This window comes from Flavobacterium sp. DW-iso2 (genome assembly GCF_058725285.1).
Genome location: NZ_JBZXDY010000002.1, coordinates 1 through 25,567, shown reverse-complemented (window position 1 = coordinate 25,567; position 25,567 = coordinate 1). Strand labels below are relative to the sequence as shown.

Sequence of the window (25,567 nt, the reverse complement as noted above, 5' to 3'; positions counted from 1 at the left end):
TATTTTTACGCGCAATTTCAAAAGAAAAAAATGACTAAAAAAATCACCATACTTGGCGCTGGATTAAGCGGATTATTAACCGCTTACCACCTACAAAATAAAGACTTTGATATCGAAATTATTGAAGCTAGAAACCGCATTGGCGGGCGAATCCACACTATAAATTCTGATACCGCTCAAGTAGAAATGGGTGCGACTTGGTTTAATGAGATTCATGTTAATTTCAAAAATCTCTTAAGCGAATTAGAGCTGGATTATTTCGAACAATTCATGCAAGGCACTTCCTATTTCGAACCATTTTCAGCTGCACCAGCACAAGAGATCCAGATTCCACAAAATAGTCCGAGTTACCGAGTTGTAGGCGGAACAAGCCAACTTATCGAAACCTTAAAATCTAAATTGACTGATGTTCCAATTCATTTAAACGAAGTAATTTCTAACATCGATTTTGACAATGAGAAAATAAAAATTACAACTCCAAACAAAATATTCGAAACTGATTATGTGATTTCGACTTTGCCGCAAGCGTTGTTTGCAAATGATATTAACATAAATCCTCCACTGCCGCAAAAACTAACAGATATTGCTAAAAAAACGCATACTTGGATGCAAGATTCTATTAAAGTTGCCTTTGTTTACGATGACCCTTTTTGGCGCAACAAGAATTATTCAGGTACTTTATTTAGTAATGTGGGCCCGATAACGGAGTTTTACGATCAATCCAATGCGGCGTTGAACAAATTTGCTCTTTGTGGCTTCATCAGTTCCGGAATGGAAATGTACACTCAGGAAGAGCGATTAGAAAAACTAAAAATACAATTAGAGAAGATTTTTGGTCAGGAATCGCTCAACTTTACGTCTTATCATGAAACGGTTTGGGCAAAGGAAACAGCCACTAAAAGCGCGAAGCAAATAGGGTTTATGTATCCACATCAAAACAATGGACATCCTTTATTCCGGGAATCTTATTACGATAATCGGTTATTTTTTGCTGGAACCGAAACCGCTAATCAATATCCAGGTTATATGGAAGGCGCTGTAATAGCTGCCAAAAATACCGCCGAAACTATTTTAAAATTACAAAGTAAGGCCTAGCATAAGATTACAAAAACTATTTATATAGTGTTGCTGCTATTTTCAATAGTTTGCGATTTATTTATCATCAATGTAGTTGCAAAGGGTTTAGCTTTAATAAGCTAGGCCCTGTGTAATACACTAACAAATTAAGAAAGATCCAGTTCAAATGATCCTATTTCATTATATTTGAGAAGGAGTTCAAAACAAAACAATTTTAAATAATGAAAAAAACATTCAAAATAATTGGCACTATTATTCTTGTCCTTATTATCGCGCTCGTAGCCTTTTTATATTTCACGAGTAAACCACTACCGCAAGGTGAAAAAGGAATAAAAGCCGAAGCGCTTACGGATAAAATTCAACAAGCAATCAATCAAAAAGCGTGGGACTCGATCGTAGCAGTTGCCTTTACCTTTAAAGGAAGCCATCATTATCTGTGGGACAAAAAACGCAATTTGGTTCAAGTGCAATGGGATCATAAAAAGGTAATTTACAACAATCAAACTTTAGAAGGTGTTGCTTATGAAAATGACAAAAAATTGGCTGATACTGATAAAACAAAAGCTATAAAACAAGCGAATGATTCTTTTAATAATGATTCTTTCTGGCTTATTGCTCCGTTCAAATTACGGGACGCTGGAACAACTCGAAGTATTGTAATGCAGGACAATCAGGAAGCTTTAATGGTTACCTACGCTACTGGTGGCAGCACTCCAGGCGATTCTTATCTTTGGTTAGTCGATCAAAATTATGTTCCTAAAGCCTGGAGACTTTGGGTTAGCATTATTCCCATGGGCGGACTAGAGACAAGCTGGGAAGATTGGAAAACATTTCAGAACAATGTCAAAATTGCGACAAGCCATAAAGGGTTAATTAATTTGAAACTACAAAATATTAAAATCGGAAAATCGATTGAAGCCATTAATAATGGTGTAAATCCATTTACTGAGTTGTAAATTTTAAATAATACTTGTTAGTATAAAATTTGAAAAGAAAATAATACGGCGTCACTATAATCAAAAGCCCTAGTACCTTATACGTACTAGGGTTATTTATTATTCTATTTTTCTAAATTCTTCTGGGTTATTAAAAAACCCTCTACTTTTTGACAAATTCTTTTTTTTGACCACGTACGTATCCGAAAAAGTATCATGCCAACCGCGGGGAATCGCTCCTAAAAAGGAAAAAGGCTCAAATGGAATAAACCTGCAGAGCGTGCGTATCACTAACGTTTTTATATCTGGTTTTACGCCATCCTTATTAACTACAACCGTTTTGGTAATTAGTTGCGCGATGGTTCTGGAAAAGTAGATTTCAGTAAGGCTATAATAGAGCAGCATGATCAATATGCTATAAAGTACGATTTCTCCTTTGGACATCGTCTCGACCCAAGTAGAAACCGCAAACTTACTCGCAGCATCAGCAATCAGGATAATAGAAGTCCCAATGCTCAGTATGATAATATAAAGGAATACTAAATCAATACTAAAATTAAGAAATCGCTGTCCCCGTGTAGCGAGTAAATCATCCGTAATTGCAAATGTTGTATTTTTCATATTATCCGTATTTTTAGCTAACAAAAAGAATAAACCCACAGCTTAATCTACTCAAATATAAGCAATTAATATTAAAATATTAATCAGAATATTCATTATTACGAGTTTGTCATTAGTCCTTAAACACAATTTTAACAACTATATTCATAGCCCTGATTGCAGTGAAAATCCTTTTTATTTTTTCTTTAAAAATAAAAAGATTGTAATGGAAAGCGGGACACGAGCGAAGCGAACTGACGAAGTAAACTGCTCCTAAAAATAAAACAGCTACCAAAAAATTGATAGCTGCTTCATTTACTGTATTCTATTTTCTAATTTACGATCCACACATTTCACAATCATCTGGACCAGCATTTTTAGCTAGTTCGATCATTGCTTTGTATTCATCTGCTGTCATCTCTACTGCCGCTTCCACAGCAACCGGAGTTGCTACTGGCGCTGGTCTAGACATTACTTCGATTGGCTCTGCTTTTTTATCATTGTTCAATGTAAATTTAATCGCATCAACTGCCGCTTTTGTTCTTAAGTAGTACATTCCTGTTTTCAATCCTGACTGCCAAGCATAAAAATGCATTGACGTTAGTTTTGAATAATTGGCATTTTGCATAAACAAGTTCAATGATTGCGATTGATCTACAAAATAACCACGATGACGTGACATATCGATAATATCTTTCATTGACATTTCCCAAACTGTTTTATACAATTCTTTCAAGTCTTGAGGAATATTTAAATCTTGTACTGATCCGTTATTTCTCATCAATTCTTGTTTCAAAGTTTCATTCCACAAACCAAGCTCCACTAAATCATGCAATAAATGCTTGTTTACCACAATGAACTCTCCGGATAATACACGACGAGTGTAAATATTAGAAGTATAAGGTTCGAATGCTTCGTTGTTACCCAGAATTTGAGAAGTTGAAGCGGTAGGCATAGGTGCAACTAATAATGAATTACGTACTCCGTGCTCCATTACTTCTTTTCTTAAAGACGCCCAGTCCCAACGTCCTGATAATTCCTCATCTTTCATTCCCCATAAATTGTACTGGAATTCTCCCTGAGAGATTGGCGATCCTTTAAATGTTGAATAAGGCCCTTCTACTTTTGCCATTTCCATAGAAGCGGTTACAGCAGCAAAATAAAGTGTTTCGAAGATTTCTTGGTTCAGCTTTTTAGCCTCATCAGATGTAAAAGGCAAACGCAACATGATAAAAGCATCTGCTAATCCTTGTACTCCAAGACCTACTGGTCTGTGACGTAGGTTAGAATTTTCTGCTTCTTTTACCGGATAGTAATTTCTATCAATAACTTTATTCAAGTTTTTGGTAACGCGTTTTGTTACATTATAAAATGCTTCGTGATCAAACTTACCATTATCCACAAACATGGGTAATGAAAGTGATGCTAGATTACAAACCGCTACCTCATCAGGAGAAGTGTACTCCATAATCTCTGTACACAAGTTTGACGAACGTATCGTTCCTAAATTCTTTTGATTTGATTTGCGGTTTGCCGCATCTTTATATAACATGTAAGGCGTTCCAGTCTCAATTTGAGATTCTAGAATTTTCTCCCACAATTCTTGTGCTTTAATTGTTTTTCTTCCTTTACCAGCTTTTTCGTAATCAGTGTACATTTTTTCAAATTCTTCACCATATACATCATACAATCCAGGACATTCGTTAGGACACATCAACGTCCAATTACCGTCTTCCTGAACTCTTTTCATAAACAAATCAGAAGTCCACATTGCGAAAAATAAATCTCTCGCACGCATTTCTTCTTTTCCTGTATTCTTTTTTAAATCCAAGAAATCAAAAATATCTGCATGCCAAGTTTCGATATAAATAGCAAAACTACCTTTACGTTTTCCTCCACCTTGATCTACGTAGCGTGCCGTATCGTTAAAAACTCTCAACATAGGAACAATTCCGTTAGAAGTTCCGTTTGTACCACGAATGTACGAACCTGTAGCACGTACATTGTGAATAGAAAGTCCTACTCCTCCGGCAGATTGCGAAATTTTAGCCGTTTGTTTCAACGTATCATAAATCCCATCAATACTATCATCTTGCATTGCTAAAAGGAAACAAGAAGACATTTGAGGCTTTGGCGTTCCTGAATTAAATAATGTTGGTGTTGCATGCGTAAAGAATTTTTTAGACATTAAATCATAGGTCTCTAAAACCGACTCTAAATCATCTAAGTGAATCCCAACAGAAACACGCATTAACATATGTTGTGGTCGCTCTACAATTTTCCCGTTTATCTTAAGCAAATAAGAACGTTCTAATGTCTTGAATCCAAAATAATCATAGTTAAAATCTCTATTATAAATGATATGCGAATCTAAAAACTCAGCGTTTTCCTGAATTACTTTGTAAACATCCTCAGCAATTAATGGAGCGTATTGTCCATTTCTCGGATTTACATATTCAAACATTTCGGTCATTGTTTCCGAAAATGATTTTGTTGTATTGGAATGCAAATTTGAAATCGCAATTCTCGCTGCCAATTGTGCATAATCCGGGTGCGCAATAGTCATCGAAGCTGCGGTTTCAGCTGCTAAATTATCTAATTCTGACGTAGAAACTCCATCGTAAAGTCCTTCAATTACTCGCATTGCCACTTTAACGGCATCCACTAAATCATTCAAACCATAACATAGTTTTTTAATTCTATCTGTTATTTTGTCGAACATTACTGGCTCCTTGTGGCCATCTCTTTTTACTACGTACATACTTTTGTTTGTTTTTAAAAACAGTAAATCCCTTCGCTGTTTCTGGTTATTTGTTATTTAATTTTTGCCACTAGAGCGCTAAGGCACAATGTATTTATGCTTTAGTATTTCATCTCCGATAGCCGTAAAGACACGAAGACTTAAAGTTTCTATTATTATAGCTTTTCTGCTAAAACTAAGCTTTCAATTTACTTTGCAACCTAATTTCTTTGCTTCTAAAAATTAAAAGTCTGCGTCAAAAGATATTTTTTGAGCATCACCATCAGTGTTCATCACACCAGATTTTTGATATTCGGCTACTTTCTTTTCAAAGAAATTTGTTTTTCCTTGAAGCGAAATCATATCCATAAAATCAAATGGATTTGTAGTATTGTATTCTCTGTCGCAACCCAATTCAACTAACAATCGATCAGCAACAAATTCTAAATATTGCGTCATCAAGACCGCATTCATCCCTATTAAACTTACCGGAAGTGACTCTGTAATAAATTCTCTTTCTATATTTAAAGCATCTACAATAATGCTTCTAATTCTTTCTTTTGGAACTTTATTAACCAAGTGGTGGTTATGTAAGTGTACCGCAAAATCGCAGTGAACTCCCTCATCACGAGAAATCAACTCGTTAGAAAAAGTTAATCCTGGCATTAACCCTCTTTTCTTTAACCAGTAAATAGAACAAAATGCTCCTGAGAAGAAAATCCCCTCAACTGCTGCAAAAGCAATTAATCGCTCTGCAAAAGAATCAGATTCTATCCATTTCAAAGCCCAATCTGCTTTTTTCTTAATAGCTGGAAAAACTTCCAAAGCATTAAACAAATCATCTTTTTCAGCCTCGTCTTTTACGTAGGTGTCAATCAACAACGAATAGGTTTCACTGTGAATATTTTCCATCATAATTTGAAAACCATAAAAGAATTTGGCTTCAGCATATTGTACTTCATTTACAAAATTTTCCGCTAGGTTTTCATTTACAATTCCGTCTGAAGCGGCAAAAAAAGCAAGAATATGTTTCACGAAATATCTTTCATCATCGTTCAATTTATTATTCCAGTCATTCAAATCTTGAGACAAATCGATTTCTTCAGCAGTCCAAAAACTAGCTTCCATCTTCTTATACCATTCCCAGATATCATGATGCTTGATAGGAAAAATTACGAATCGATTTTTATTCTCTTGTAATATTGGTTCAATTTGCGACATTGTTGTTTGTTTTATTTTGATGTTTTAAAGAATTTTTATGCGTTCTGGGGATTACAAAGATTGTAAAATATTGCGATAATTAAAAGCCAAACTTATCCACAATCGGCCATAGTTTTTAACAAACATGAAAAAACAGAACGTTTTTCATGAAATCACAAATTGCTAATAATCAATAGATTAAATTTATCGATGCTCGCTAAAGCACCGTAAAACATAGGGATTTAAAAACAAATCGCGATAAAAAAAGGCGATTTTTCGGAATTACTTTTTTAGCTCTTCGGCGACTTTCTCAAGTTCCAAGTACCAGTCTTCGCCAAACCTTCTAACCAAAGCTTCTTTGACGAATTTATAGATTGGAACCTCAAGTTCCTGACCTAAAGAACAGGCTGGATCACAAATATCCCATCTGTCATAATTAACAGCAGCAAATTCAGTGAAATCTTTTACACGAATTGGGTATAAATGACAAGAAACAGGTTTTTTCCAGTGTATTTCTCCTTGATTATAAGCTTGTTCAATACCACAAAGTGCTGTTTTGCCATCATAGATTACATAAGCGCAATCTTTGTCGTCAATCAGTGGCGTTTCAAGGTCACCGTCTGTACCCACTATCGAAGTTCCTTGAGCCTCAATAACCGCAATCCCCTCCTTTCGAAGGAACGGTTTTACCTTTGGATATATTTCCTCTAAAATTTTTGTCTCCTCGAGACTTAGTGGTGCTCCGGCATCACCGTTAACACAACAAGCCCCTTTACAGGCTGTTAAATTGCAAACAAAATCTTTACTTAAAATATCTTCTGAGACGATGGTCTTACCTAGTTGAAACATTCTACAAAGATATTCAAAGATATTCAAAAAAGCACCTCAGCAAATCATAAATTTGAAAACAAAAACGGAAAAGATTGAAAGACAAACTACATAAATATATAATCTACTTTATTAAATGTATTTGTTTTTTCAACCAAGCTAACACACTTCATCGTGGTAACTACCCCTTTATTTTTTAAATCCTTCATACTCATAGTCATCATTAAAGGTTTATCTCCTACTTTGAAATAATTTTTCAAAGCATTTGGGGCTGTTTGCTTTTGTTGCGCTCTAAACAGGTCAGAAAAACTCACTTTAGCCTCATTAGTATAATAAAAAACCATAATAAACTTCTCACTTGTAGCTTCAATTCCTCTGCAATTATAACCCATTATTGTTTTATCCGGAAGTGCTTTATATGAAAACTCGTCGCTATCATTTCCTTTTTCTATCATTTCAGAATATTCAGGCATTTTAGAAGCCATGGCCATATTTCCTTTTTCACCCTTAAAAGTGCTAATCATAAACCTGTTTTTGCTGTCAATCACCATAAACATACCTCCTGCATCCTGCATTTTAAAACCAAAATATTCTGCATTAGGTTCCAGTAAATAATCCACAACCATCGCTTTGTTATTGTCACTTTGAATTTCTAAAGAATATTCCCAACTAAACGGATAAGAATTAGGAATCAATGAAACATCTATTTTATTCTTTCCATGTACCATTGCCATCACATCATCATTCAAAATTCCCTCTTTATGCTCTACCGTTACACTATCTTTGCGAACTACTTTTGCAGCTACATTATCTTGAATTTTTTTTGATAATTTTTTCAAAATCTGCGCTTCCGAAGTAGTAATAAAAAATAACAACAACACTATACTAAAAACCCGAGCTATCTGTTTCATGACTATAAATTTTAAATTACAGTCAAATTTACGACTTGATTTTCAAACAGTTACATTAATTTAAAAGAAAAATGCCAGAATTAGAGTCAGAATTACAATTAAAAACTAACATAGCTGTCAACTAAATTTAATACTTTTGCAATAAATAAAAAAACGTTATGCAATTAGATATAAGGGAGATAATTACTGTTGGAATGGTACTTTTTGCTGTGATTGATATCGTGGGTTCTATTCCCATAATCGTTGACCTGCGATCCAAATTTGGCCATATTGAATCTGAAAAAGCTTCTTTAGCCTCTGGTTTTATTATGATTGTTTTCCTTTTTGTGGGTGAAGAACTTTTAAAACTAATTGGTATCGACGTGAACTCATTTGCGGTCGCTGGTTCCTTTGTTTTATTCTTTTTAGCATTAGAAATGATTTTAGGAATTCGTATTTATCGTGACGAGGAAGCCAGCTCTGCCTCTATTGTTCCTCTTGCATTTCCATTAATTGCGGGAGCCGGAACAATGACCACTTTGCTGTCGCTAAAATCTCAATTTCACACCATAAATATCATTATCGCAATCATTTTAAACATTCTTTTAGTTTATATCGTACTAAAATCATCTTCTAAAATCGAGAGAATGCTTGGAAAAGACGGATTAGGGGTTGTTCGCAAGACTTTCGGGGTCGTTCTTCTCGCAATCGCTGTTAAATTATTCGCTGCTAATGTTAAAGGTTTGTTTGTATAATATTTTTTTTTATAAATTTACCCTCTAATGTAGCCTGTAAATATAATCTGATTTTTCTGGAATATGTTTTAATTAAACTACTCCTCAAATCTTTTTTACGACTCAGGTATAAAATTCCATATTATGAAAATCTTTACTAACATTTTAGTGTTTTTAGCTTTGGCACTTATTATTTTTAATATTACATTGCTAGATTTCAATCATCCATTTCAAGGAGACAGTATGGTAGCATCGGTTGGAATCGGAGCTTCGTTCTGCGCTGTGTTAATTCTTTTGATTTTTAGAATGTCTAAAAAAATTGAAGAAAAGATGAACGATAACCTATAACTATGTTTGACGTTTTGATTATTGGTGGTGGCGTTTCTGGAATGTCATGTGGCCTTGTATTAGGGTCTGCAAAAAAGAAACTATTTGCAACCGAAAAAGAAATTGGAATTTTCACCCATCAAAAATCATCCTCTCTCCAAGAAGCTATTTTTAATAATGCCTATGGAATTCCTTCCGCAACATTAGGCTCAGATTTGCTAGTACAAAGTATAAAGCAACTATCTCAACTCTATCCTCATATCGCTCAAATACCAAGTGAAAAAGTCTTGAAAATTGAAGGACAATCTCCAGAATTTACCATAATAACAAACAAAAACACTTACAAAACCAAAGTAATTGTAGTCGCTATTGGCGCGGCAAACACCTTTTCAATTGAAGGACTAATGCAGTTTGTCGAGCCGCATCAAAAATCACTACCCGAAAAAGAAAGAATTCAATTACACAATATTGATCACAAAATTACCGAAGGCATTTACGTAGCGGGAACTCTAGCGGGATGGAGAAGCCAACTTGCCATTGCCGCCGGAAGTGGCGCCGCAGTAGCAACAGATATTCTTACGTTATGGAATCACGGAACTCAAACACATATTCACGACAGTATTCGATAAAGCACCTTTAATTATTCGGAAATAATGTTAGTTTTACCTTTTTTACAAAACACATTATGCAATCATATATATTAGGCTTAACAAGATTGATTCTTTTTATACTATTTATTTCTTTCTTCTCTCTTCTTTTCTACTTAGTAAGTTTATTTTGGAGTAAAGAAACAACTTCAAAAAACGCGCTTATATTTCGCGATTTTATAATCAGCGTACTCAACTCATTACTTGGTATCCGTCTCCAAATTTACGGAGTACCTCCAGAAGTCCAAGGACTAATTGTTGCTAATCACCGTTCGTATTTTGACCCCATAATCATGGTAAATCACAGACAGACCTTTCCAGTAGGAAAAAAGGAAGTAGAATCATGGCCTCTTATAGGATACATTTGCAAAATATCAGGAGTGATTTTTGTTGACAGAAAAGATCCTGAAAGCAGACAAAACACCTGCGAAAGCATAAAGAAAGCACTGAGCCTCGGCCATTCAGTCATTAATTTTCCGGAAGGAACAACACATGTTTCACCCACCACCATCGACTTTAACTACGGCTCATTTGCAATGGCCACAAAAATCGAAGCTGCTGTAATCCCTATTGCAATTGATTACAAAGAAAAAACAGATGCATTTGTTGACGACGATACCTTCGTGCCCCATTTTATAAAATGCTTCGGAAAACGCACCACACAGATAAAAATGACGTATTTCCCTCCTTTATATTCTAATGATGTTGATTTTCTATTAAAAACTTCCAAAGAAATGATCGATGACGAACTTATACGCTACAGGAAAGACTGGGATAACCTAATAACGGAAGGTAGAAGTTAGAATGCAATGCGGCATTCAAGATTAGAGCCCGTATTTATTTGATATTGATTTTTTTTAATTGATATTGAAGCCTACAACTACTTATTAAGTACCGCGTTAACCATGGCGTCCTCTTTTAAAACGATCTCATAATAGCTGCTTTCTCCATACAATTGTCGAGCAAATTCAGCTGCGAGATACCGCTTTACAATAGCTTTGCTTTTCGATAAATCGACATCTAATCCATTTCTCAAAAGGTATTTTTGAAAAGCTTTAAAATACAAATCGGTTTTATCCATTTTACCCTTAAACTGCTCAAAAGGCACCCCTTTAAAAACAACTCTATTTCTATCCAATTGCTCAAAAACAAAATTCCCTACGATTCCGGATTTCATTAAGTACACTGTATTTTCATTGCCATGCTCCACTTCGAGAGGAACAAAAATATCCGGAACAATACCGCCGCCGCCGTAAACAATTCTACCTTTAGGTGTTTTAAATTTTAAACTATCGGCAACTTTAATACTGTCTTTTTCATATAACTCCCCGTTCTCAAAACGATTTTCCGACTCTTTAAAATATTCTTCATTCCCTTTGACGTATGGTTTTTGTATAGACCTTCCTGTAGGCGTGTAATACCTCGCCACCGTTAATCGAACTGCCGATCCGTCATCAAAATCCATTTCTCGTTGCACCAATCCCTTGCCGAAAGAACGTCGTCCTACAATAGTACCTCTATCATTATCTTGAATCGCTCCCGCAAGAATTTCACTCGCCGAAGCACTATTTTCATTTTGCAATACAAATACATTACCTGACTCAAAATCGCCTTTTTTTGTTGCGTATGTTTTTTGTATGTTGCCTTTTTTATTTTTAGTAAAAACGATTAATTGCTTATCTTTCAACAACTCATCTGCAATATCTATTGCTTCTTCCATATAACCGCCACCATTATCACGAAGATCAATTATCAGCGTTTTTGCTCCTTCTTTTTTTAATTTGGCCAATCCCATTTTAAATTCTTCAAAGGTGGTTTCGGCAAAGCGATTGATCTTAATATATCCAGTTTTCCCATTTAAAAGTACTGCCACATCGACACTTTTTAAAGGAATAATACCCCGTTCTATTTTGATTTTTATTTGTTTACCAATAGATTTTCTATAAATAGTAAGCTCTACAACAGAACCTTGTTCTCCTTTTAACTTAGAGAAAAGACTGTCGCTAGGTAATTTACGTCCAAATAATTTTGTTTTATCAGCATATAAAATCCTGTCTCCAGCCTGTATTCCCGCTTTGGCCGAAGGGCCATTCTCAATGGGTCTGATTATCGCCACAGAATCTTTGTACATATAAAAATTGACACCAATCCCCACAAAATCGCCTTTCATGCTTTCCGCAACTTGCGTTTGCTCACTCGGCGAAATATAAACAGAATGCGGATCAAGCTGACTCATAATATTGTCGACCGTAATGTTTACGATAGAATCTGTATTCACATTGTCTACATACTCATTATCGATAAAGTCAATCAGTTTATTAATTTTAGTTTTAGAACTATTTTCGTCCAAAAAATGATTCCCATTGAAAGTATTTAACCAACCGCCAATAACAATCCCTAGCGCAAGAGTTGCGCCCAGAACTATTGGAAGGTATTTAACGTCAGTTTTCATCTATTCTTCTAATATTGAAATATGATCAACAATCACACCAGCTTTTATTAAAAACTGAATTCCTGAATCATCACGGTACCCTTTATGATACACTACTCGTTTTATTCCAGATTGATGTATCAATTTACTACACTCTTTGCATGGTGACAATGTAATATACAAAGTGGAGCCTTCACAGGATTGGGTGGACCTTGCTACTTTTAGAATGGCATTTGCTTCCGCATGTAAGACATCCCATCGGGTTAATCCTTCGTTATCCTCACAACAGTTTTCAAAACCCGATGGCGTTCCATTATAACCATCTGAAATTATCATTCGGTCGCGAACGATGATCGCCCCTACCTGTTTCCGCTTACAATAAGACAAACTGCCCCATTCAGTAGCAATTCTTAGATAAGCCTTATCGTATTTATTTAATTTTTTTACTTCCATTTTATCTCGTCCAAATTTCATTTTCAATTATCATTGGCAATACTACTCCTATTATAAATGCTGACATCACTAAAGTCCAATCCCTTTTCGAGAATCTAAAAACAGTTTGTACAATATATGACAATATTAAAACTACAAAAACCACAACAATTTGTGCTGCTTCAATTCCTAACGCAAATTCGGCTAAAGGCAGTATTTTTGATGTCGCATTTCCGCCAAGTATTGCTTTAAAATAATTAGAAAATCCTAATCCATGTATAATTCCAAAGAACAGAGTGACGAAAAAAATCAGATTTACACTTTCTTTTTTATTTGATTTACCGGCAGTAAACAAATTAAAAAAGGCGGTAATTAATATCGTGATTGGGATTAATAGTTCCACAACATTTACTTTAATGGCAATAATACCAAAAACAGAAAGCAATAAAGCCATAGTGTGACCTATCGTAAAAAGCGTTATTAAGAGGACTATTCGTTTCCAATCATTAAAAGAAAACGGCACCGCAAGAGCGATTAAAAACAAAACATGATCGTAAGCGTAAATATCCAAAACGTGTTTTAATCCTATTTGAAAATAAATCAAAAATTCTGACATAGGTGAAATAATTATAGTTGATAAAGGGATTGTAAACTTACGATTTATTTTGAAAATGGTAGAATTGAATAGTCAAATCCCACATTTATATTTCAATAAAAACATTCCATAATTTTAAAATTAAAATTAAAACGAAAATAATTTAATAGTTTAAAAATTGATTTATATTTGTACCATAAAAAATACACTTAATTATGTCATTTTCAGATTTATTTGATAGCGAATTCAAGCAAAGAAACAAAGGTCACTTTTCTTCTATTGTAAGATTAGCATTAGCAGACGGGGTTTTTGCCCCTGAAGAAAAAGAGTTTTTAGACAAATTAGCCATTAGGCTTGAAATTTCTCCTGCAGAATATGAAGAGATTTTAGAAAACCCTTCAAAATACCCAATCAATCCTCCTTATTTAAATTCGATGAGATTGGAGCGTTTGTACGATTTAGCAAGGATTGTTCATGTTGACCATATTTTGGGAGACAAACAAGAAGTTATGTTGAAAAAACTTTGTTTAGGAATTGGTTTTACTCCAGAAAACGTAGACTTGGTCGTAGCTGAAGCTCTTTTATTGGTAGACAAAAACACAGATGTCGATGATTTCCTTTTAGAAATGGAAAAACATCTATAAATTTAAAAATAAAGAGCCCTAAAAATTTAGGGCTCTTTATATATTATTTTAGTATTTACTTAGTTTTGCTTTGTGCATGAACTCTTCTGCTTTCTCCACCATATTATAACTACCACAGAAAAACGGTACCCTTTCGTGCAATTCAGTTGGTTCAATTTCCATTATTCTTCCAAAACCATCTGACGCCTTTCCGCCAGCCTGCTCTACAATAAAAGCCATTGGATTGCATTCATACAACAAACGTAGCTTCCCTTTTGGAGCTTTAGAACTTGTTGGGTAAATGTAAATTCCGCCTTTGATCATGTTTCTATGAATATCAGAAACTAAACTTCCTATATAACGAGAGGTATAAGGTCTGTCATCCTCTTCTGATTGGCAATATTTGATATAATCTTTAACCCCTTGTGGAAAATGCACATAGTTCCCTTCATTAATGGAATATATATGCCCATCTTCAGAAAATTTCATGTCAGGATGTGATAAATAAAACGTCCCAATTGCAGGATTTAAAGTAAAGCCATTTACACCATGTCCAGTTGTATAAACAATCATAGTTGATGTTCCGTAAATTACATATCCTGCAGCAACTTGACTCGTTCCAGGCTGTAAAAAATCCTCAATGGTTACCGGAGAACCTATTGGTGTAACTCTTCTATAAACAGAAAAGATAGTCCCAACAGAAACGTTTACGTCAATATTTGACGATCCATCCAGCGGATCCATTAATACAACATATTTATTATTATGGCTATTATCACTTCCTTCAACAGTAATAAATTCGTCATTTTCTTCAGAAGCAATTCCGCAAACAATTTCACGATTTATTAATGTTTGAATAAAAACTTCATTAGCATAAACATCAAGTTTCTGTTGGTCTTCCCCTTGAATGTTTTGTTCTCCAGCGGCTCCTACAATGTCAACAAGCCCAGCTTTATTTACTTTGTAGTTGACCACCTTGGCTGCTAATCTAATCGAATTGATAATTCTAGATAATTCGCCAGACGAATATTGAAAGGCATTTTGATTCTCAATGATAAATTCCCCTAAGGTTTTATTGCGTTCTTCCATTACGACATCGTTGTAGTTAAATTGAAGTCACAAATATCGGCTTTTTTGTGAAAATGAATTGAATAATATTTACTTAGTTTGTCGGTATTGTATATTTGCTAATATAATCCCTAAATTACGGGCTGAAAAAACTTTATTTTAAGTTTTTAACCTTTAAAAACAATACTATATGATTATTAGAAAAGGAACCCCCGAAGATATGACTGCTGTTCTAGAATTAATTCAAGAATTAGCTGATTTTGAAAAGGAACCAGATGCGGTATTGATAAATGTAGATGATTTAATTCGCGATGGCTTTGGCCCTACTCCCTTATTTCATGTTTTTGTAGCTGAAGTGGAGACGGAGATTGTTGGAATTGCCTTGTACTATTATCGCTACTCAACATGGAAAGGCAAGACTATACATTTAGAAGATTTAGTAGTCAAAGAAAAAATGCGCGGTACAGGAGCTGGCTATGCTTTGTATTCAGAAATTATAAAACAAGGTAAAAAAGATCAAGTTCGCAGAGTGGAATGGAATGTCCTGGACTGGAATACTCCTGCAATTGATTTTTATGAAAAATCAGGTGCCAAAGTACTTCGTGATTGGTACGTAGTGCAAATGGACGAGGCAGGTGTAGAAAATTTTGTTGAGAATAAGATAAGAAAATAAATTTTCAAAAAAAATAAATTCCAAATTCCAATTAAAAAAAGGGGAGTTAGAATTTAAACATTGGAAGTTAGAATTTAAAAAATTGGAATTTTTATAATTATGAGAGTATTCAAATTTGGAGGTGCATCCGTGAAAGATGCTGAGGGAATTAAAAATGTTTATGACGTTTTACAAAAGGTAGGTTATGAAGATGTTTTATTGGTGGTCTCCGCAATGGGAAAAACTACTAATGCACTTGAAGTAGTGATAAAAGACTATTTTGATAAGTCATCCGCACTTCAATCCTCGGTTCAAGAAGTAAAAAAATACCACAATCAAATCTTAATGGATTTGTTTGAAGATGATCAACACGTTGTTTTTAATGCTGTAAAAGCGCAATTTTCTGATCTAGACTATTTTTTAGTACACAACAAATCTCCTAACTATAATTTTGTTTATGATCAGGTTGTGAGTTATGGTGAGTTGATATCTACCACTATTCTTGCTCATTTCATGAATCATATGGGTATAAAAACAGAATGGATTGATGTTAGAAACTTCATTAAAACCGATTCTAATTATAGAGATGCCACAGTAGATTGGGACCTTACCCAAAAGAATATTTCGAAAAATGTAAAAAGAAAAATGTTAAACATTACCCAAGGATTCCTGGGTTCTGATGAAAACAATTTCACAACGACACTAGGACGTGAAGGTTCTGATTATACGGCAGCTATTTTTGCCTATTGTTTAAACGCTGAAAGCGTAACCATCTGGAAAGACGTTCCTGGAGTAATGAATGCTGATCCACGTTATTTTGAGAATGCCAGTTTATTGAATCAGATTTCGTATCGTGAAGCCATTGAACTAGCCTTTTATGGCGCAACGGTAATCCATCCAAAAACATTACAACCTTTACAAAAAAAGGAAATTCCTTTGTATGTAAAATCATTTATTAACCCTTTACTAAAAGGGACAAGTGTTTCAAAAGGCGTTAATTTAGAGCCGTATTTACCTTGTTTTATAGTCAAAAGAAACCAATTATTGATATCGCTTTCCTCAATAGATTTCTCTTTTATCATGGAAGAGAATATCAGTGAGATATTTTCTTTATTCCATGAGTTTAAACTAAAAGTCAATTTAATTCAGAATACTGCTATCAGCTTCTCCGTATGTGTTGAAGATAAATTTGATAATTTCAACGAGTTAAATGCTATTTTATCAAAAAAATTCAAAGTTGACTTTAGTCAAAATGTAACTTTATATACCATTAGACATTTTAACGACGCCGCTGCCCAAACAGTTGAAAATGGCAAAAAAGTAATTTTAAAACAAATCAGTACGGAAACAATGCAAATTGTGACCAGCGAAAATTAAAATCTATTCTTTGCTTGCTTTAGCATCACATTGCCCATAATAATATAGAATACACTACTTTTGATTTATAGACGTTATTCTCTTTATGGTAAAAAAAATATTGCTTTTGGCGATGATCATTTGTTTTTCTGGGCTCCATGCCCAGGAAAACAAATCATTATACAAAACCAAGAAAATTGCATTTTCTCGTGATACCATACATCTTGAAAATGAAAGTCTAAATGCGTCTTTTTTTAAATTGCTTGACGCCAATAGTACTCCTATAGACAGTACTTCTTATAAAGTAGATTTTCTAAAAGCAACTTTACTGTTAAATAGCAAACTTCTTTTTGAATCCGATTCTATCACAATACAATACCTAAAATTTCCTGATTTTCTAACGAAGGAATACCGCATTTACGACCCAAGTCGGGTGGTCAGCAATGATATTAATTCGGAAAAATTATATCAAGTAAACACGAAAACTGCTGAAAAAAATATCCCTTTTGACGGCTTGACTACTTCCGGGAGCATTACCCGCGGAGTAACAATAGGGAACAATCAAAACACAGTTCTAAATTCCAATTTAGATTTACAAATCACGGGGAAACTGTCGGAAAAAGTTAGTTTACGAGCATCTTTGCAAGACAGTAATATTCCTTTACAAGATGGTGGTTACTCACAGCGACTAGACCAATTTGACAACATTTTCATGGAACTTTTTAGTGATAAATGGAATATTCGAGCGGGAGATCTCTTTCTAGAAAATCACGCCACACAATTTCTTAACTTTAATAAAAAGGTGCAGGGACTTTCCACTAATTTCGATTTTGGTACCGCCAAAAACAAAACGAATGTTTTCGCTGCCGTAGCCTTGGTCAGAGGTCAATATGCCAAAAGTAATTTCACGGGAGTCGAAGGCAGTCAAGGGCCGTATAAATTAAAGGGGCAAAATGGCGAATTATACGTACTTGTAATATCTGGCTCAGAGCGGGTTTATGTAAATGGATTGCTTTTAGAAAGAGGCAAAAATAATGATTATACGATTGACTATAACGCGGGGGAAATAACATTTACACCTTTGTTTACCATAACTTCAGAAATGCGTATTGCCATTGAATACCAGTATTCCGACAGAAATTATACGCGATTTGTGACGTATGCAGGAGCCACGCATCAAAATGAAAAATGGAGTTTTGGAAGTTATATCTATTCTGAAAATGATATCAAAAACCAACCTTTACAACAAAACCTCTCCAAAGAGCAAGCACAAATCTTGATCGATGCGGGAGACAATCCAGAATTGATGATTGCTCCATCTGCCTATCCAGACTCTTTCTCTGACAATAAAGTGCTGTATAGAAAAACGGTGGTGAATGCGGCTGAAATATTCGAATATTCAAATGACGCTCAAATAGAGCTATTCAATGTACGATTTAGCTTAGTTGGCTCCAACAAGGGAAATTACATAGTGAAAAATGCGGCTAGCATCAGTAGAATATACGAATATATTGCACCAATAAACACCGTTCCACAAGGGAATTATGCCCCAACAGTTCAACTTGTAGCTCCTACAAAAATTCAAATAGCTACTTTTTTAGGAAAATACTCCCCATCTGAGAAAACCGCTGTTGATTTCGAAATAGCAGTTAGTAACAACGATAGTAATCTGTTTTCGAATAATGATGACTCAAACAATCAAGGAATAAGCGGAAAAATTAATACCAAACAACGTCTGTTTTCAAAAAAATGGATCGTTGATGCTTTTGCCAATTATCAATTTACCCAAAAAGAATTTAAAACTGTTGAACGGCTGTATACTATTGAATTTGACAGGGATTGGAATCTCGGAACGACAGCGGTTGGAAATCAAAGTTTACTCGTATCGGGCTTGAACTTTAATTTAAATCCCACCACAAAAACGAATAACAACGGGATACTAAAATACCAATTTGAAAAACTAGATTTCTCCGAAAGCTTCTCTGGGAATAGACATATGCTAAACGGATATTTTAATTTAAAAAAATGGAGCTTTCAAAACCAAGGAAGTTATTTAAAAAGTGATGGTATACTTGCCTTTTCGAATTTCATTAGAAACCAATCTCAAGTTCGGTATCATTTTGATAAAAACTGGGTCGGTGCCAGCCAGCGATTGGAGGACAATCAAGAAAAAAATAAATCAACCAATCAATTTTCGAACTTAAGTCAGCGATTTTCCGAATATGGATTATTCGCCGGACGAGGGGATAGTACAAAGGTATTTGTCGAATTGGGTTTATTAAAAAGAACCAATGATAGTATTCAAAATGGTCTATTACAAAGGGTAAACACTTCTCAAACCTACTATTTCAAATCAAAATTAATTCAAACACCTAAAAGTGATTTATCTGTTTACGCTAATTATCGAGTATTGGATTTTGTAGCTGCTTCGAAGAGAAACGAGCCTTCGCTGAATTCGAGAATAGTATATAATGACCGCTTTTTCAATCAACTGCTTCAGGGAACCAGTGCTTATGAAACCAATTCGGGAACATTGCCGCAACAGGAGTTCACTTATCTTGAAGTTCCCGCTGGACAAGGGGTTTACACTTGGAATGATTATAACGCAAACGGAATTCAGGAATTACAGGAATTTGAAGTCGCTCCATTTATCGATCAGGCAAAGTACATTAGAGTGTATTTGCCCAATCGTGTCTATATAAAAACGCATCAGACCAAGTTTTCTCAATCAATCATTTTAAATCCTAATCAGTGGCAAAACGCGACGGGATTTAAAAAATTTAGTTCGTTTTTTTACAATCAGACTTCCTTCATTATTGATAGGAAAACAAAAAACGAAGGCGGTAATTTTGAATTGAACCCTTTTAACTCCTCACAAGAAAATGTATTGGGACTGAGTTCCAGTTTTAGAAATAGTTTGTTTTACAATAGAGGAAAGCAAAAGCACTCTGTCACCTACTCATTCTTAGAAAATCAAACAAAAAATTTACTCTCCATAGGCTCACAAGAATCTACAAACAGCTCTCATCAATTCCAATATTCACATTTATATAGAAAGAGTTGGTTGTTTGGCGCTTTCGCAAAAACAATTCAAACGGCTATAATTTCTGAAAATTTTCCAGAAAAGAATTTTACTATATCAGGTTATCAACTAGCTCCAAAAATCAGCTATTTGTTTTCAAAAAACACCAGTTGGGATGTTTTCTACGAGTTACAAAACAAAGAAAATCAGATTGGGAATTTCGAAAATCTAATTCAAAATCGATTTGGAACTTCCTTTTCTTATGCTGGCGAGAAAAAAATCACCTTAAATGGCGAGATTTCTTTTTACCAAAATAAATTTAATGGCAATGAATTTTCTGCTGTTGGTTTTCAAATGCTAGAAGGTTTACAAACGGGTCAAAATATCACATGGAGATTGTTATTACAAAAAAACATCACCCAATTCCTAGATATTAATTTCAATTATCAAGGAAGAAAAAGCGAAACAAGTAAAGCCATTCATACCGGAAATGTACAATTGAGGGCTTATTTTTAGGAGGAAATATTTGTACTATAATAAAATAAAGAGGCTAAACTAGCCAACTATTTATTGTAAATAGTTGGCTAGTTTAGCCTCTTCTGTTTCCTTTTTCACTTTCGAACGGGTAAAAAATTTATTCCATATAAATAATCACGAATTCGCTACGTCTGTTAGCCTGATGTTCCACTTCGGTACATATTACGCCATCTGAACAATGGTTTACTAACTGGGATTCCCCATATCCTTTAGCGGTTAAACGACTGCCATCGATGCCATTCTTGATTAACCATGTTCTTGTTGATTTGGCTCTTCTGTCTGACAAAGCCTCATTATATTGTTCTGTTTGTCGGCTGTCGGTATGGGAGCGTATGTCGATTTTCATCTTAGGATATTGATTCATAACTGCAACAATTTTCTCTAACTCAAAGGCAGCATCTTTTCGAATAAAAGATTTATCTAAATCAAAATAAATCATCGGAATATTTAATGTTTTAGCTAAATCTGTGCCAAGACCAATTGGCTTCATACGTTGCTCTAGCGCTAAATTTAATTCGGATTTACCCGTTGTTTTAGCAATTGTTATATTGGCTTCTTTGGTCTCGTAGTTTAGTTTTTCAGCTCTTATATAATACATCTTACCACATTCTACATCAAAACTGTACTGTCCCTTTTCATCGGTGCTACTTCCCTTAATGAATTCAAATTTATCGTCAAACAAACTTAATTTAGAATCTGCAAGCAATAAACCCGTTTCTTGATCTGTGATCGTTCCATCTAAAAGTTGCAAACACTCTAATTTTTTGGTTTCGTTAAACTTGTAAATATCATCATATCCTTTTCCGCCAATTCTATTAGAAGTAAAAAAACCAGTTCTACTTTTACTATCTATCAAAAAAGCAAAATCATCTTGAGTACCGTTTATTGGCGCTCCAACATTTTTCACTTCCTTGAAACTTAAATCTTTTTCAATTTTAGAAACATAAATATCTAGTCCTCCTAGTCCCGGACGTCCATCAGTAGCAAAATACAATTCATTATCATTTGAAACAAATGGAAATGTTTCTCGTCCTTCTGTATTAATTGTAGTCCCTAGATTCTCTGGAATGGAATATGTCCCATCATTATTAATAGTCACTTTAAACAAATCAGATTGGCCCATTGTACCAGGCATATTAGAAGCAAAATATAAAATTGTATCATCGGCACTTAATGCTGGATGAGCAACGCTGTACTGGTCGCTATTAAAAGGCAATTCAGATACGTTTTCCCACTGTCCGTTCACTAAACTAGCTTTGTATATTTTAAGAAGTGTTATTTTTTGATCATCCTTCCCTTTCTTTCCATCTAAATAATTATTTCTTGTAAAATACATTGTCTGGCCATCTTTGGTAAAGACAGGCGTAGATTCATGAAATTTAGAATTAACAGCATTCGCTAAACGTTTTGGAGCGCTTAGACTTCCATCATTGTTCCTCTCTGAACTATATAAATTTGTAAAAGACTGGTTCGTCCATCTAAAAACTTTTTTAGCAACTCCACCTGTATCTCTAGCGGATGCAAATACTAATTTATTCCCTGAAAAAGAACTACCATAATCTGAATATTCAGAATTGATACCTGCATCTTCAATAGTAAACCGTCCTGAGTTAGCTTTGATTTCTTCGAGATAATTTTTATTGCTGGCATATAATTTAGCTCTTTGGTCATTCCCTGACTTTCGATTAAATTGCTCCAGCATCTGATCTGCTTTTTTGTATTCACCAATCGATTTTAAGCATTGCGAATATCTGTAGCAATACTCTGGCTCCTGATCTTGATTCATATCAAAAAGCTCCTTGTACCATCTTCCTGCTTTCTCTAAATCGGCATTAAAATAGTAGGCATTCCCTAGCTTTTGAAACATCTTTTCATCCTTATACCCTTTTTCTGCAACACTTTCGTATGTGGCGATAGCATCGATATACGCATACTGATCGTATTTCTTATCTGCAGCAACAACATTTGCTTTTTGTCCATACCCTTGACTGGCAAGAATAATTAAAAATGCACTATAAATAACGTTTTTAAATTTCATAATGAGGAATTTAGAAGAATCTTGGGGATACTATTCTACCATATTTATTAAATAATTCATATCTCAAAAATATTTCATGGGAACCTGAATTGTAGTTAGACAATCTAGTGGTCTCTAAATCATATCCATACCCTATAAACCAGGAATCACTGGCTTGAAACCCTACCATGGCACTCACAGCAGCGCTCCATCGATAGGCTACACCGGCTACAAATTTTTCATTTATTAGAAAATTACCTGAAATATCCACTTGCAAAGGTGCTCCTTGAATCACTTTTGTTAGTAACGAAGGTTTAAACTTAACTGTTGCGCTTAAATCAAATACATGACCTGCTATTAAATAATAATGAATCTTTTCATTTGCAACATGGCTATTAGCTCCCGTACCTGCATATCTGTCAAAATGCTCGGTTTCCAATATGTTCGGAGCTGATATACCAATATAAGTATCGTCAGAATGTAAATACATTCCTACCCCAAAATTCGGAGAAAACTTATTGTCAATATTGGTTTCAAAACTGTAATCATTTGCATCGTGTTGATTTAATCTATTAAAATCAACATTCAATAAATTAGCAGTCGCCTTTAAACCAAACGACAATTTGTATGTCTCTGATGTTGGAATACTATAAGAGAAGTCAATCGAAACATTGTTCTCTACTGAAGGTCCAATTTTATCATTCAATATTGACAATCCCAATCCTACATTACTGTCTCCTATTGGGGTGTTTAATGAAAATCCATTGGTGGTAGGAGCTCCATCCAATCCTACCCATTGGGTTCTATGTATTCCAAAAATGCTCATTACACCCCTAGAACCTGCATAGGCTGGATTAATGCCAACAGTATTGTACATGTACTGGGTAAACTGCGCGTCTTGCTGCGCTACCATCGTCCCCGACAATAAAATTAAAGTGAATATTAATAATCTTGTTTTCATAACTTATTTTTTATAACCTAAGGTTCGAAAAAACCTATAGTGTTCGTTTTATCTATTAATATACAAATAACCTGATTGTTCGATTACCTTCTTATCCAAATCTGAATATTTTAAAATATAGAAATAGGTTCCTGTTGGTAATTCCTGGGATTGAGCTACTGTCACTCGTCCTTCAGATGCCCCTCTAAAGGCTCTTTCTTTATTATTGTATTTTTCTCTCTCGAAAACTAGAACACCCCATCTATTATAAATCTCGACTTTATTATCAGGATAGCATTCTAACCCTTCAATAAAGAACTCGTCATTTTTACCATCATCATTTGGTGATAAGGCGTTAAAGACCTTAATTGCACAAACAAATTCTCTAGCAACTAGCGATAAATCAACAATTTTCGTAGAGCTGCTTTCGACTATAGCACCATTAGGACTTGTACCCTGTACTAGTGCTTTATTTGATATCGATAAAGCGTCAAGGTCTCTTTGAGTAATCACATATGTAGCTATAATTGAAGTACTATTTGCCTCACCTACTTGCAAAAGAGCTATTGGATTTCCACTTATTACTAAACCTGGCATAGTATCAATAATAGTAACGTTTGTTAATGGAATATTTCCTGTGTTCGTTATTGTGAAATTATAAGTTATTGTTTCTCCAACTTCAGCAAATCCGTTGCCGTCCACATCATTAAAAACCCCCTCTTTAACAAGTAAAATACTTGGGGATTCAGCTTCCACTAATGGAATTATTATTGTTGCTGGAGTAAGACCCATCAGTCCCGTATTGTCTTTGGCTACTACCGTAAAACTAGCTCTATTACCGTTGAAACTTGAGTTAGGAGTAAATTGGATCAATGCAGCTTCTCCAACTGTTAATTCTTGACCAACGAACAAAGGAATTCCATTCAAAGTTAGTATCCCTGATGCAGGATCAGGAAGCGTTCGAATTACGTAAGCAACTACTACACCGTCTGCATCTGAACCAGTTAATGGCGAAACTGATTGCGATTTGTCGTTTTTAATCAAAGTCGCATTTACAATGTCATTTGTTGTTGGAGGAATAAGTGCAGTATCATCATCGTCAATAATGGTTCCTGTTGCCGTTACTGTTCCATTATTAATCGTGAAGGTTTCATCCGACTCATCAATACTGTCTTGGGTCGTTGGTACACTTACTGTTCCAGTAGTTGCACCTGCTGGTACTGTTACCACAACATTGGTTATTGTGTAATCTAAATCACCCGCTGTTCCATTGGTTAATGTGAAGGTATACGTCGTGTCTACTGCACTTGGATTGCTTAATTCGAAATCAAATACCACAGCATCACCTTCGGTGGCGATCGATGGAGTGATTCCAGTTACTGTTGGTGCTGTATTGTTGTCTATGATTGTTCCTGTTGCACTTACCGCTCCATTGTGGATTGTGAAGGTCTCATCTGACTCATCGATTGTGTCGATGGTTGTTGGTACGCTTACTGTTCCGGTCGTTGCACCTGCTAATACTGTTACTTTAACATCGGTAGTCGTGTAATCTGAACTTCCAGCTGTTCCTGTACTTAATGTGAAGGTGTACTCTACATCTACTGCACTTGGATTGCTTAACTCGAAATCAAATACTACAGCATCGCCTTCGGTGGCGATCGATGGAGTGATTCCAGTTACTGTTGGTGCTGTATTGTTGTCTATGATTGTTCCTGTTGCACTTACCGCTCCATTGTGGATTGTGAAGGTCTCATCTGACTCATCGATTGTGTCGATGGTTGTTGGTACGCTTACTGTTCCGGTCGTTGCACCTGCTAATACTGTTACTTTAACATCGGTAGTCGTGTAATCTGAACTTCCAGCTGTTCCTGTACTTAATGTGAAGGTGTACTCTACATCTACTGCACTTGGATTGC

Annotated in this window: 22 protein-coding genes; 10 read left to right on the top strand and 12 right to left on the bottom strand. The window is 34.9% G+C overall.

Translation table 11 applies throughout. The features are described from left to right. Positions 1 to 30: 30 nt before the first annotated feature. Entirely contained in the window at positions 31 to 1,095 is a 1,065-nt protein-coding gene (locus tag AC4PRO_RS01535) for a flavin monoamine oxidase family protein (RefSeq protein ID WP_492116039.1), read from the top strand. Between the two features lie 203 nt (positions 1,096 to 1,298). Then, positions 1,299 to 2,033, top strand: a complete 735-nt coding sequence (locus AC4PRO_RS01530) for a hypothetical protein (protein ID WP_492116038.1) — start codon at positions 1,299 to 1,301, stop codon at positions 2,031 to 2,033. Between the two features lie 99 nt (positions 2,034 to 2,132). On the opposite strand, the gene AC4PRO_RS01525 is transcribed toward AC4PRO_RS01530, so the two are convergent. The 5 genes from AC4PRO_RS01525 to AC4PRO_RS01505 form a co-directional block, all read right to left on the bottom strand. Further along, positions 2,133 to 2,633 (bottom strand): RDD family protein, encoded by a 501-nt coding sequence (locus AC4PRO_RS01525; protein ID WP_492116037.1) that lies wholly within the window; start codon positions 2,631 to 2,633, stop codon positions 2,133 to 2,135. A 316-nt stretch (positions 2,634 to 2,949) separates the two neighbouring features. After that, a complete protein-coding gene (locus AC4PRO_RS01520; protein WP_492116036.1) occupies positions 2,950 to 5,373 on the bottom strand; it encodes a ribonucleoside-diphosphate reductase subunit alpha in 2,424 nt (807 codons plus the stop codon). Positions 5,374 to 5,595: 222 nt separating this feature from the next. Next, on the bottom strand, positions 5,596 to 6,573 hold the full coding sequence (locus AC4PRO_RS01515) for a ribonucleotide-diphosphate reductase subunit beta (RefSeq protein WP_074721976.1): 978 nt from the start codon (positions 6,571 to 6,573) through the stop codon (positions 5,596 to 5,598). Positions 6,574 to 6,834: 261 nt separating this feature from the next. Continuing rightward, positions 6,835 to 7,401 (bottom strand): DUF3109 family protein, encoded by a 567-nt coding sequence (locus AC4PRO_RS01510; RefSeq protein WP_074721978.1) that lies wholly within the window; start codon positions 7,399 to 7,401, stop codon positions 6,835 to 6,837. Between the two features lie 86 nt (positions 7,402 to 7,487). Next, positions 7,488 to 8,291, bottom strand: coding sequence for a hypothetical protein (locus AC4PRO_RS01505; protein ID WP_074721980.1), 804 nt, complete (start codon positions 8,289 to 8,291; stop codon positions 7,488 to 7,490). Positions 8,292 to 8,449: 158 nt separating this feature from the next. Here AC4PRO_RS01505 and AC4PRO_RS01500 point away from each other — a divergent pair, with 158 nt between their 5' ends. The 4 genes from AC4PRO_RS01500 to AC4PRO_RS01485 all read left to right on the top strand — a co-directional run bounded on the left by AC4PRO_RS01500 (position 8,450) and on the right by AC4PRO_RS01485 (position 10,781). Further along, a complete protein-coding gene (locus tag AC4PRO_RS01500; protein WP_074721982.1) occupies positions 8,450 to 9,025 on the top strand; it encodes a MarC family protein in 576 nt (191 codons plus the stop codon). Between the two features lie 123 nt (positions 9,026 to 9,148). Continuing rightward, the gene (locus AC4PRO_RS01495; protein WP_074721984.1) at positions 9,149 to 9,352 is read left to right on the top strand and encodes a hypothetical protein; all 204 of its coding nucleotides are present in this window, start codon (positions 9,149 to 9,151) and stop codon (positions 9,350 to 9,352) included. Between the two features lie 2 nt (positions 9,353 to 9,354). Beyond that, complete coding sequence (locus AC4PRO_RS01490) at positions 9,355 to 9,960, top strand: FAD-dependent oxidoreductase (RefSeq protein ID WP_492116035.1); 606 nt, start codon at positions 9,355 to 9,357, stop codon at positions 9,958 to 9,960. 56 nt (positions 9,961 to 10,016) lie between these two features. Beyond that, the gene (locus tag AC4PRO_RS01485; protein WP_492116034.1) at positions 10,017 to 10,781 is read left to right on the top strand and encodes a lysophospholipid acyltransferase family protein; all 765 of its coding nucleotides are present in this window, start codon (positions 10,017 to 10,019) and stop codon (positions 10,779 to 10,781) included. Positions 10,782 to 10,858: 77 nt separating this feature from the next. Here AC4PRO_RS01485 and AC4PRO_RS01480 read toward each other — a convergent pair whose 3' ends face one another. Genes AC4PRO_RS01480 through AC4PRO_RS01470 form a run of 3 tightly spaced genes read right to left on the bottom strand, consistent with a single transcriptional unit; the run spans position 10,859 to position 13,457 of the window. Beyond that, on the bottom strand, positions 10,859 to 12,430 hold the full coding sequence (locus AC4PRO_RS01480) for a S41 family peptidase (protein ID WP_492116033.1): 1,572 nt from the start codon (positions 12,428 to 12,430) through the stop codon (positions 10,859 to 10,861). Continuing rightward, entirely contained in the window at positions 12,431 to 12,862 is a 432-nt protein-coding gene (locus AC4PRO_RS01475; RefSeq protein ID WP_074722098.1) for a deoxycytidylate deaminase, read from the bottom strand. Between the two features lies 1 nt (position 12,863). Next, positions 12,864 to 13,457, bottom strand: a complete 594-nt coding sequence (locus AC4PRO_RS01470; RefSeq protein WP_074721992.1) for a HupE/UreJ family protein — start codon at positions 13,455 to 13,457, stop codon at positions 12,864 to 12,866. A 194-nt stretch (positions 13,458 to 13,651) separates the two neighbouring features. Between AC4PRO_RS01470 and AC4PRO_RS01465 the strand changes: the two genes are divergently transcribed. Further along, positions 13,652 to 14,080 carry a TerB family tellurite resistance protein gene (locus tag AC4PRO_RS01465; RefSeq protein WP_492116032.1) on the top strand — a complete coding sequence of 143 codons (429 nt, stop codon included), beginning with the start codon at positions 13,652 to 13,654 and terminating at the stop codon, positions 14,078 to 14,080. 48 nt (positions 14,081 to 14,128) lie between these two features. Here AC4PRO_RS01465 and fbp read toward each other — a convergent pair whose 3' ends face one another. Next, positions 14,129 to 15,148, bottom strand: coding sequence for a class 1 fructose-bisphosphatase (gene fbp / locus AC4PRO_RS01460; RefSeq protein ID WP_492116031.1), 1,020 nt, complete (start codon positions 15,146 to 15,148; stop codon positions 14,129 to 14,131). A 169-nt stretch (positions 15,149 to 15,317) separates the two neighbouring features. Between fbp and AC4PRO_RS01455 the strand changes: the two genes are divergently transcribed. From AC4PRO_RS01455 to AC4PRO_RS01445, 3 genes are all read left to right on the top strand, one after another. Continuing rightward, a complete protein-coding gene (locus tag AC4PRO_RS01455; protein ID WP_492116030.1) occupies positions 15,318 to 15,800 on the top strand; it encodes a GNAT family N-acetyltransferase in 483 nt (160 codons plus the stop codon). Positions 15,801 to 15,899: 99 nt separating this feature from the next. After that, complete coding sequence (locus AC4PRO_RS01450) at positions 15,900 to 17,156, top strand: aspartate kinase (RefSeq protein WP_492116029.1); 1,257 nt, start codon at positions 15,900 to 15,902, stop codon at positions 17,154 to 17,156. Between the two features lie 85 nt (positions 17,157 to 17,241). Further along, entirely contained in the window at positions 17,242 to 20,673 is a 3,432-nt protein-coding gene (locus AC4PRO_RS01445) for a DUF8818 domain-containing protein (RefSeq protein WP_492116028.1), read from the top strand. 118 nt (positions 20,674 to 20,791) lie between these two features. Here AC4PRO_RS01445 and AC4PRO_RS01440 read toward each other — a convergent pair whose 3' ends face one another. The 3 genes from AC4PRO_RS01440 to AC4PRO_RS01430 all read right to left on the bottom strand — a co-directional run. Continuing rightward, positions 20,792 to 22,732 carry an OmpA family protein gene (locus AC4PRO_RS01440; protein ID WP_492116027.1) on the bottom strand — a complete coding sequence of 647 codons (1,941 nt, stop codon included), beginning with the start codon at positions 22,730 to 22,732 and terminating at the stop codon, positions 20,792 to 20,794. Between the two features lie 10 nt (positions 22,733 to 22,742). Continuing rightward, complete coding sequence (locus tag AC4PRO_RS01435) at positions 22,743 to 23,672, bottom strand: PorP/SprF family type IX secretion system membrane protein (protein WP_074722006.1); 930 nt, start codon at positions 23,670 to 23,672, stop codon at positions 22,743 to 22,745. A gap of 48 nt (positions 23,673 to 23,720) precedes the next feature. Next, on the bottom strand, positions 23,721 to 25,567 hold a 1,847-nt coding region (locus AC4PRO_RS01430; RefSeq protein ID WP_492116026.1), incomplete at its 5' end, for a T9SS type B sorting domain-containing protein.

Bases quoted from the DNA above. Each gene is read 5' to 3' on its own strand.
- AC4PRO_RS01535 (WP_492116039.1), top strand. From the start codon at position 31: ATGACTAAAAAAATCACCATACTTGGCGCTGGATTAAGCGGATTATTA.
- AC4PRO_RS01530 (WP_492116038.1), top strand. From the start codon at position 1,299: ATGAAAAAAACATTCAAAATAATTGGCACTATTATTCTTGTCCTTATT.
- AC4PRO_RS01525 (WP_492116037.1), bottom strand. From the start codon at position 2,633: ATGAAAAATACAACATTTGCAATTACGGATGATTTACTCGCTACACGG.
- AC4PRO_RS01520 (WP_492116036.1), bottom strand. From the start codon at position 5,373: ATGTACGTAGTAAAAAGAGATGGCCACAAGGAGCCAGTAATGTTCGAC.
- AC4PRO_RS01515 (WP_074721976.1), bottom strand. From the start codon at position 6,573: ATGTCGCAAATTGAACCAATATTACAAGAGAATAAAAATCGATTCGTA.
- AC4PRO_RS01510 (WP_074721978.1), bottom strand. From the start codon at position 7,401: ATGTTTCAACTAGGTAAGACCATCGTCTCAGAAGATATTTTAAGTAAA.
- AC4PRO_RS01505 (WP_074721980.1), bottom strand. From the start codon at position 8,291: ATGAAACAGATAGCTCGGGTTTTTAGTATAGTGTTGTTGTTATTTTTT.
- AC4PRO_RS01500 (WP_074721982.1), top strand. From the start codon at position 8,450: ATGCAATTAGATATAAGGGAGATAATTACTGTTGGAATGGTACTTTTT.
- AC4PRO_RS01495 (WP_074721984.1), top strand. From the start codon at position 9,149: ATGAAAATCTTTACTAACATTTTAGTGTTTTTAGCTTTGGCACTTATT.
- AC4PRO_RS01490 (WP_492116035.1), top strand. From the start codon at position 9,355: ATGTTTGACGTTTTGATTATTGGTGGTGGCGTTTCTGGAATGTCATGT.
- AC4PRO_RS01485 (WP_492116034.1), top strand. From the start codon at position 10,017: ATGCAATCATATATATTAGGCTTAACAAGATTGATTCTTTTTATACTA.
- AC4PRO_RS01480 (WP_492116033.1), bottom strand. From the start codon at position 12,430: ATGAAAACTGACGTTAAATACCTTCCAATAGTTCTGGGCGCAACTCTT.
- AC4PRO_RS01475 (WP_074722098.1), bottom strand. From the start codon at position 12,862: ATGGAAGTAAAAAAATTAAATAAATACGATAAGGCTTATCTAAGAATT.
- AC4PRO_RS01470 (WP_074721992.1), bottom strand. From the start codon at position 13,457: ATGTCAGAATTTTTGATTTATTTTCAAATAGGATTAAAACACGTTTTG.
- AC4PRO_RS01465 (WP_492116032.1), top strand. From the start codon at position 13,652: ATGTCATTTTCAGATTTATTTGATAGCGAATTCAAGCAAAGAAACAAA.
- fbp (WP_492116031.1), bottom strand. From the start codon at position 15,148: ATGGAAGAACGCAATAAAACCTTAGGGGAATTTATCATTGAGAATCAA.
- AC4PRO_RS01455 (WP_492116030.1), top strand. From the start codon at position 15,318: ATGATTATTAGAAAAGGAACCCCCGAAGATATGACTGCTGTTCTAGAA.
- AC4PRO_RS01450 (WP_492116029.1), top strand. From the start codon at position 15,900: ATGAGAGTATTCAAATTTGGAGGTGCATCCGTGAAAGATGCTGAGGGA.
- AC4PRO_RS01445 (WP_492116028.1), top strand. From the start codon at position 17,242: ATGGTAAAAAAAATATTGCTTTTGGCGATGATCATTTGTTTTTCTGGG.
- AC4PRO_RS01440 (WP_492116027.1), bottom strand. From the start codon at position 22,732: ATGAAATTTAAAAACGTTATTTATAGTGCATTTTTAATTATTCTTGCC.
- AC4PRO_RS01435 (WP_074722006.1), bottom strand. From the start codon at position 23,672: ATGAAAACAAGATTATTAATATTCACTTTAATTTTATTGTCGGGGACG.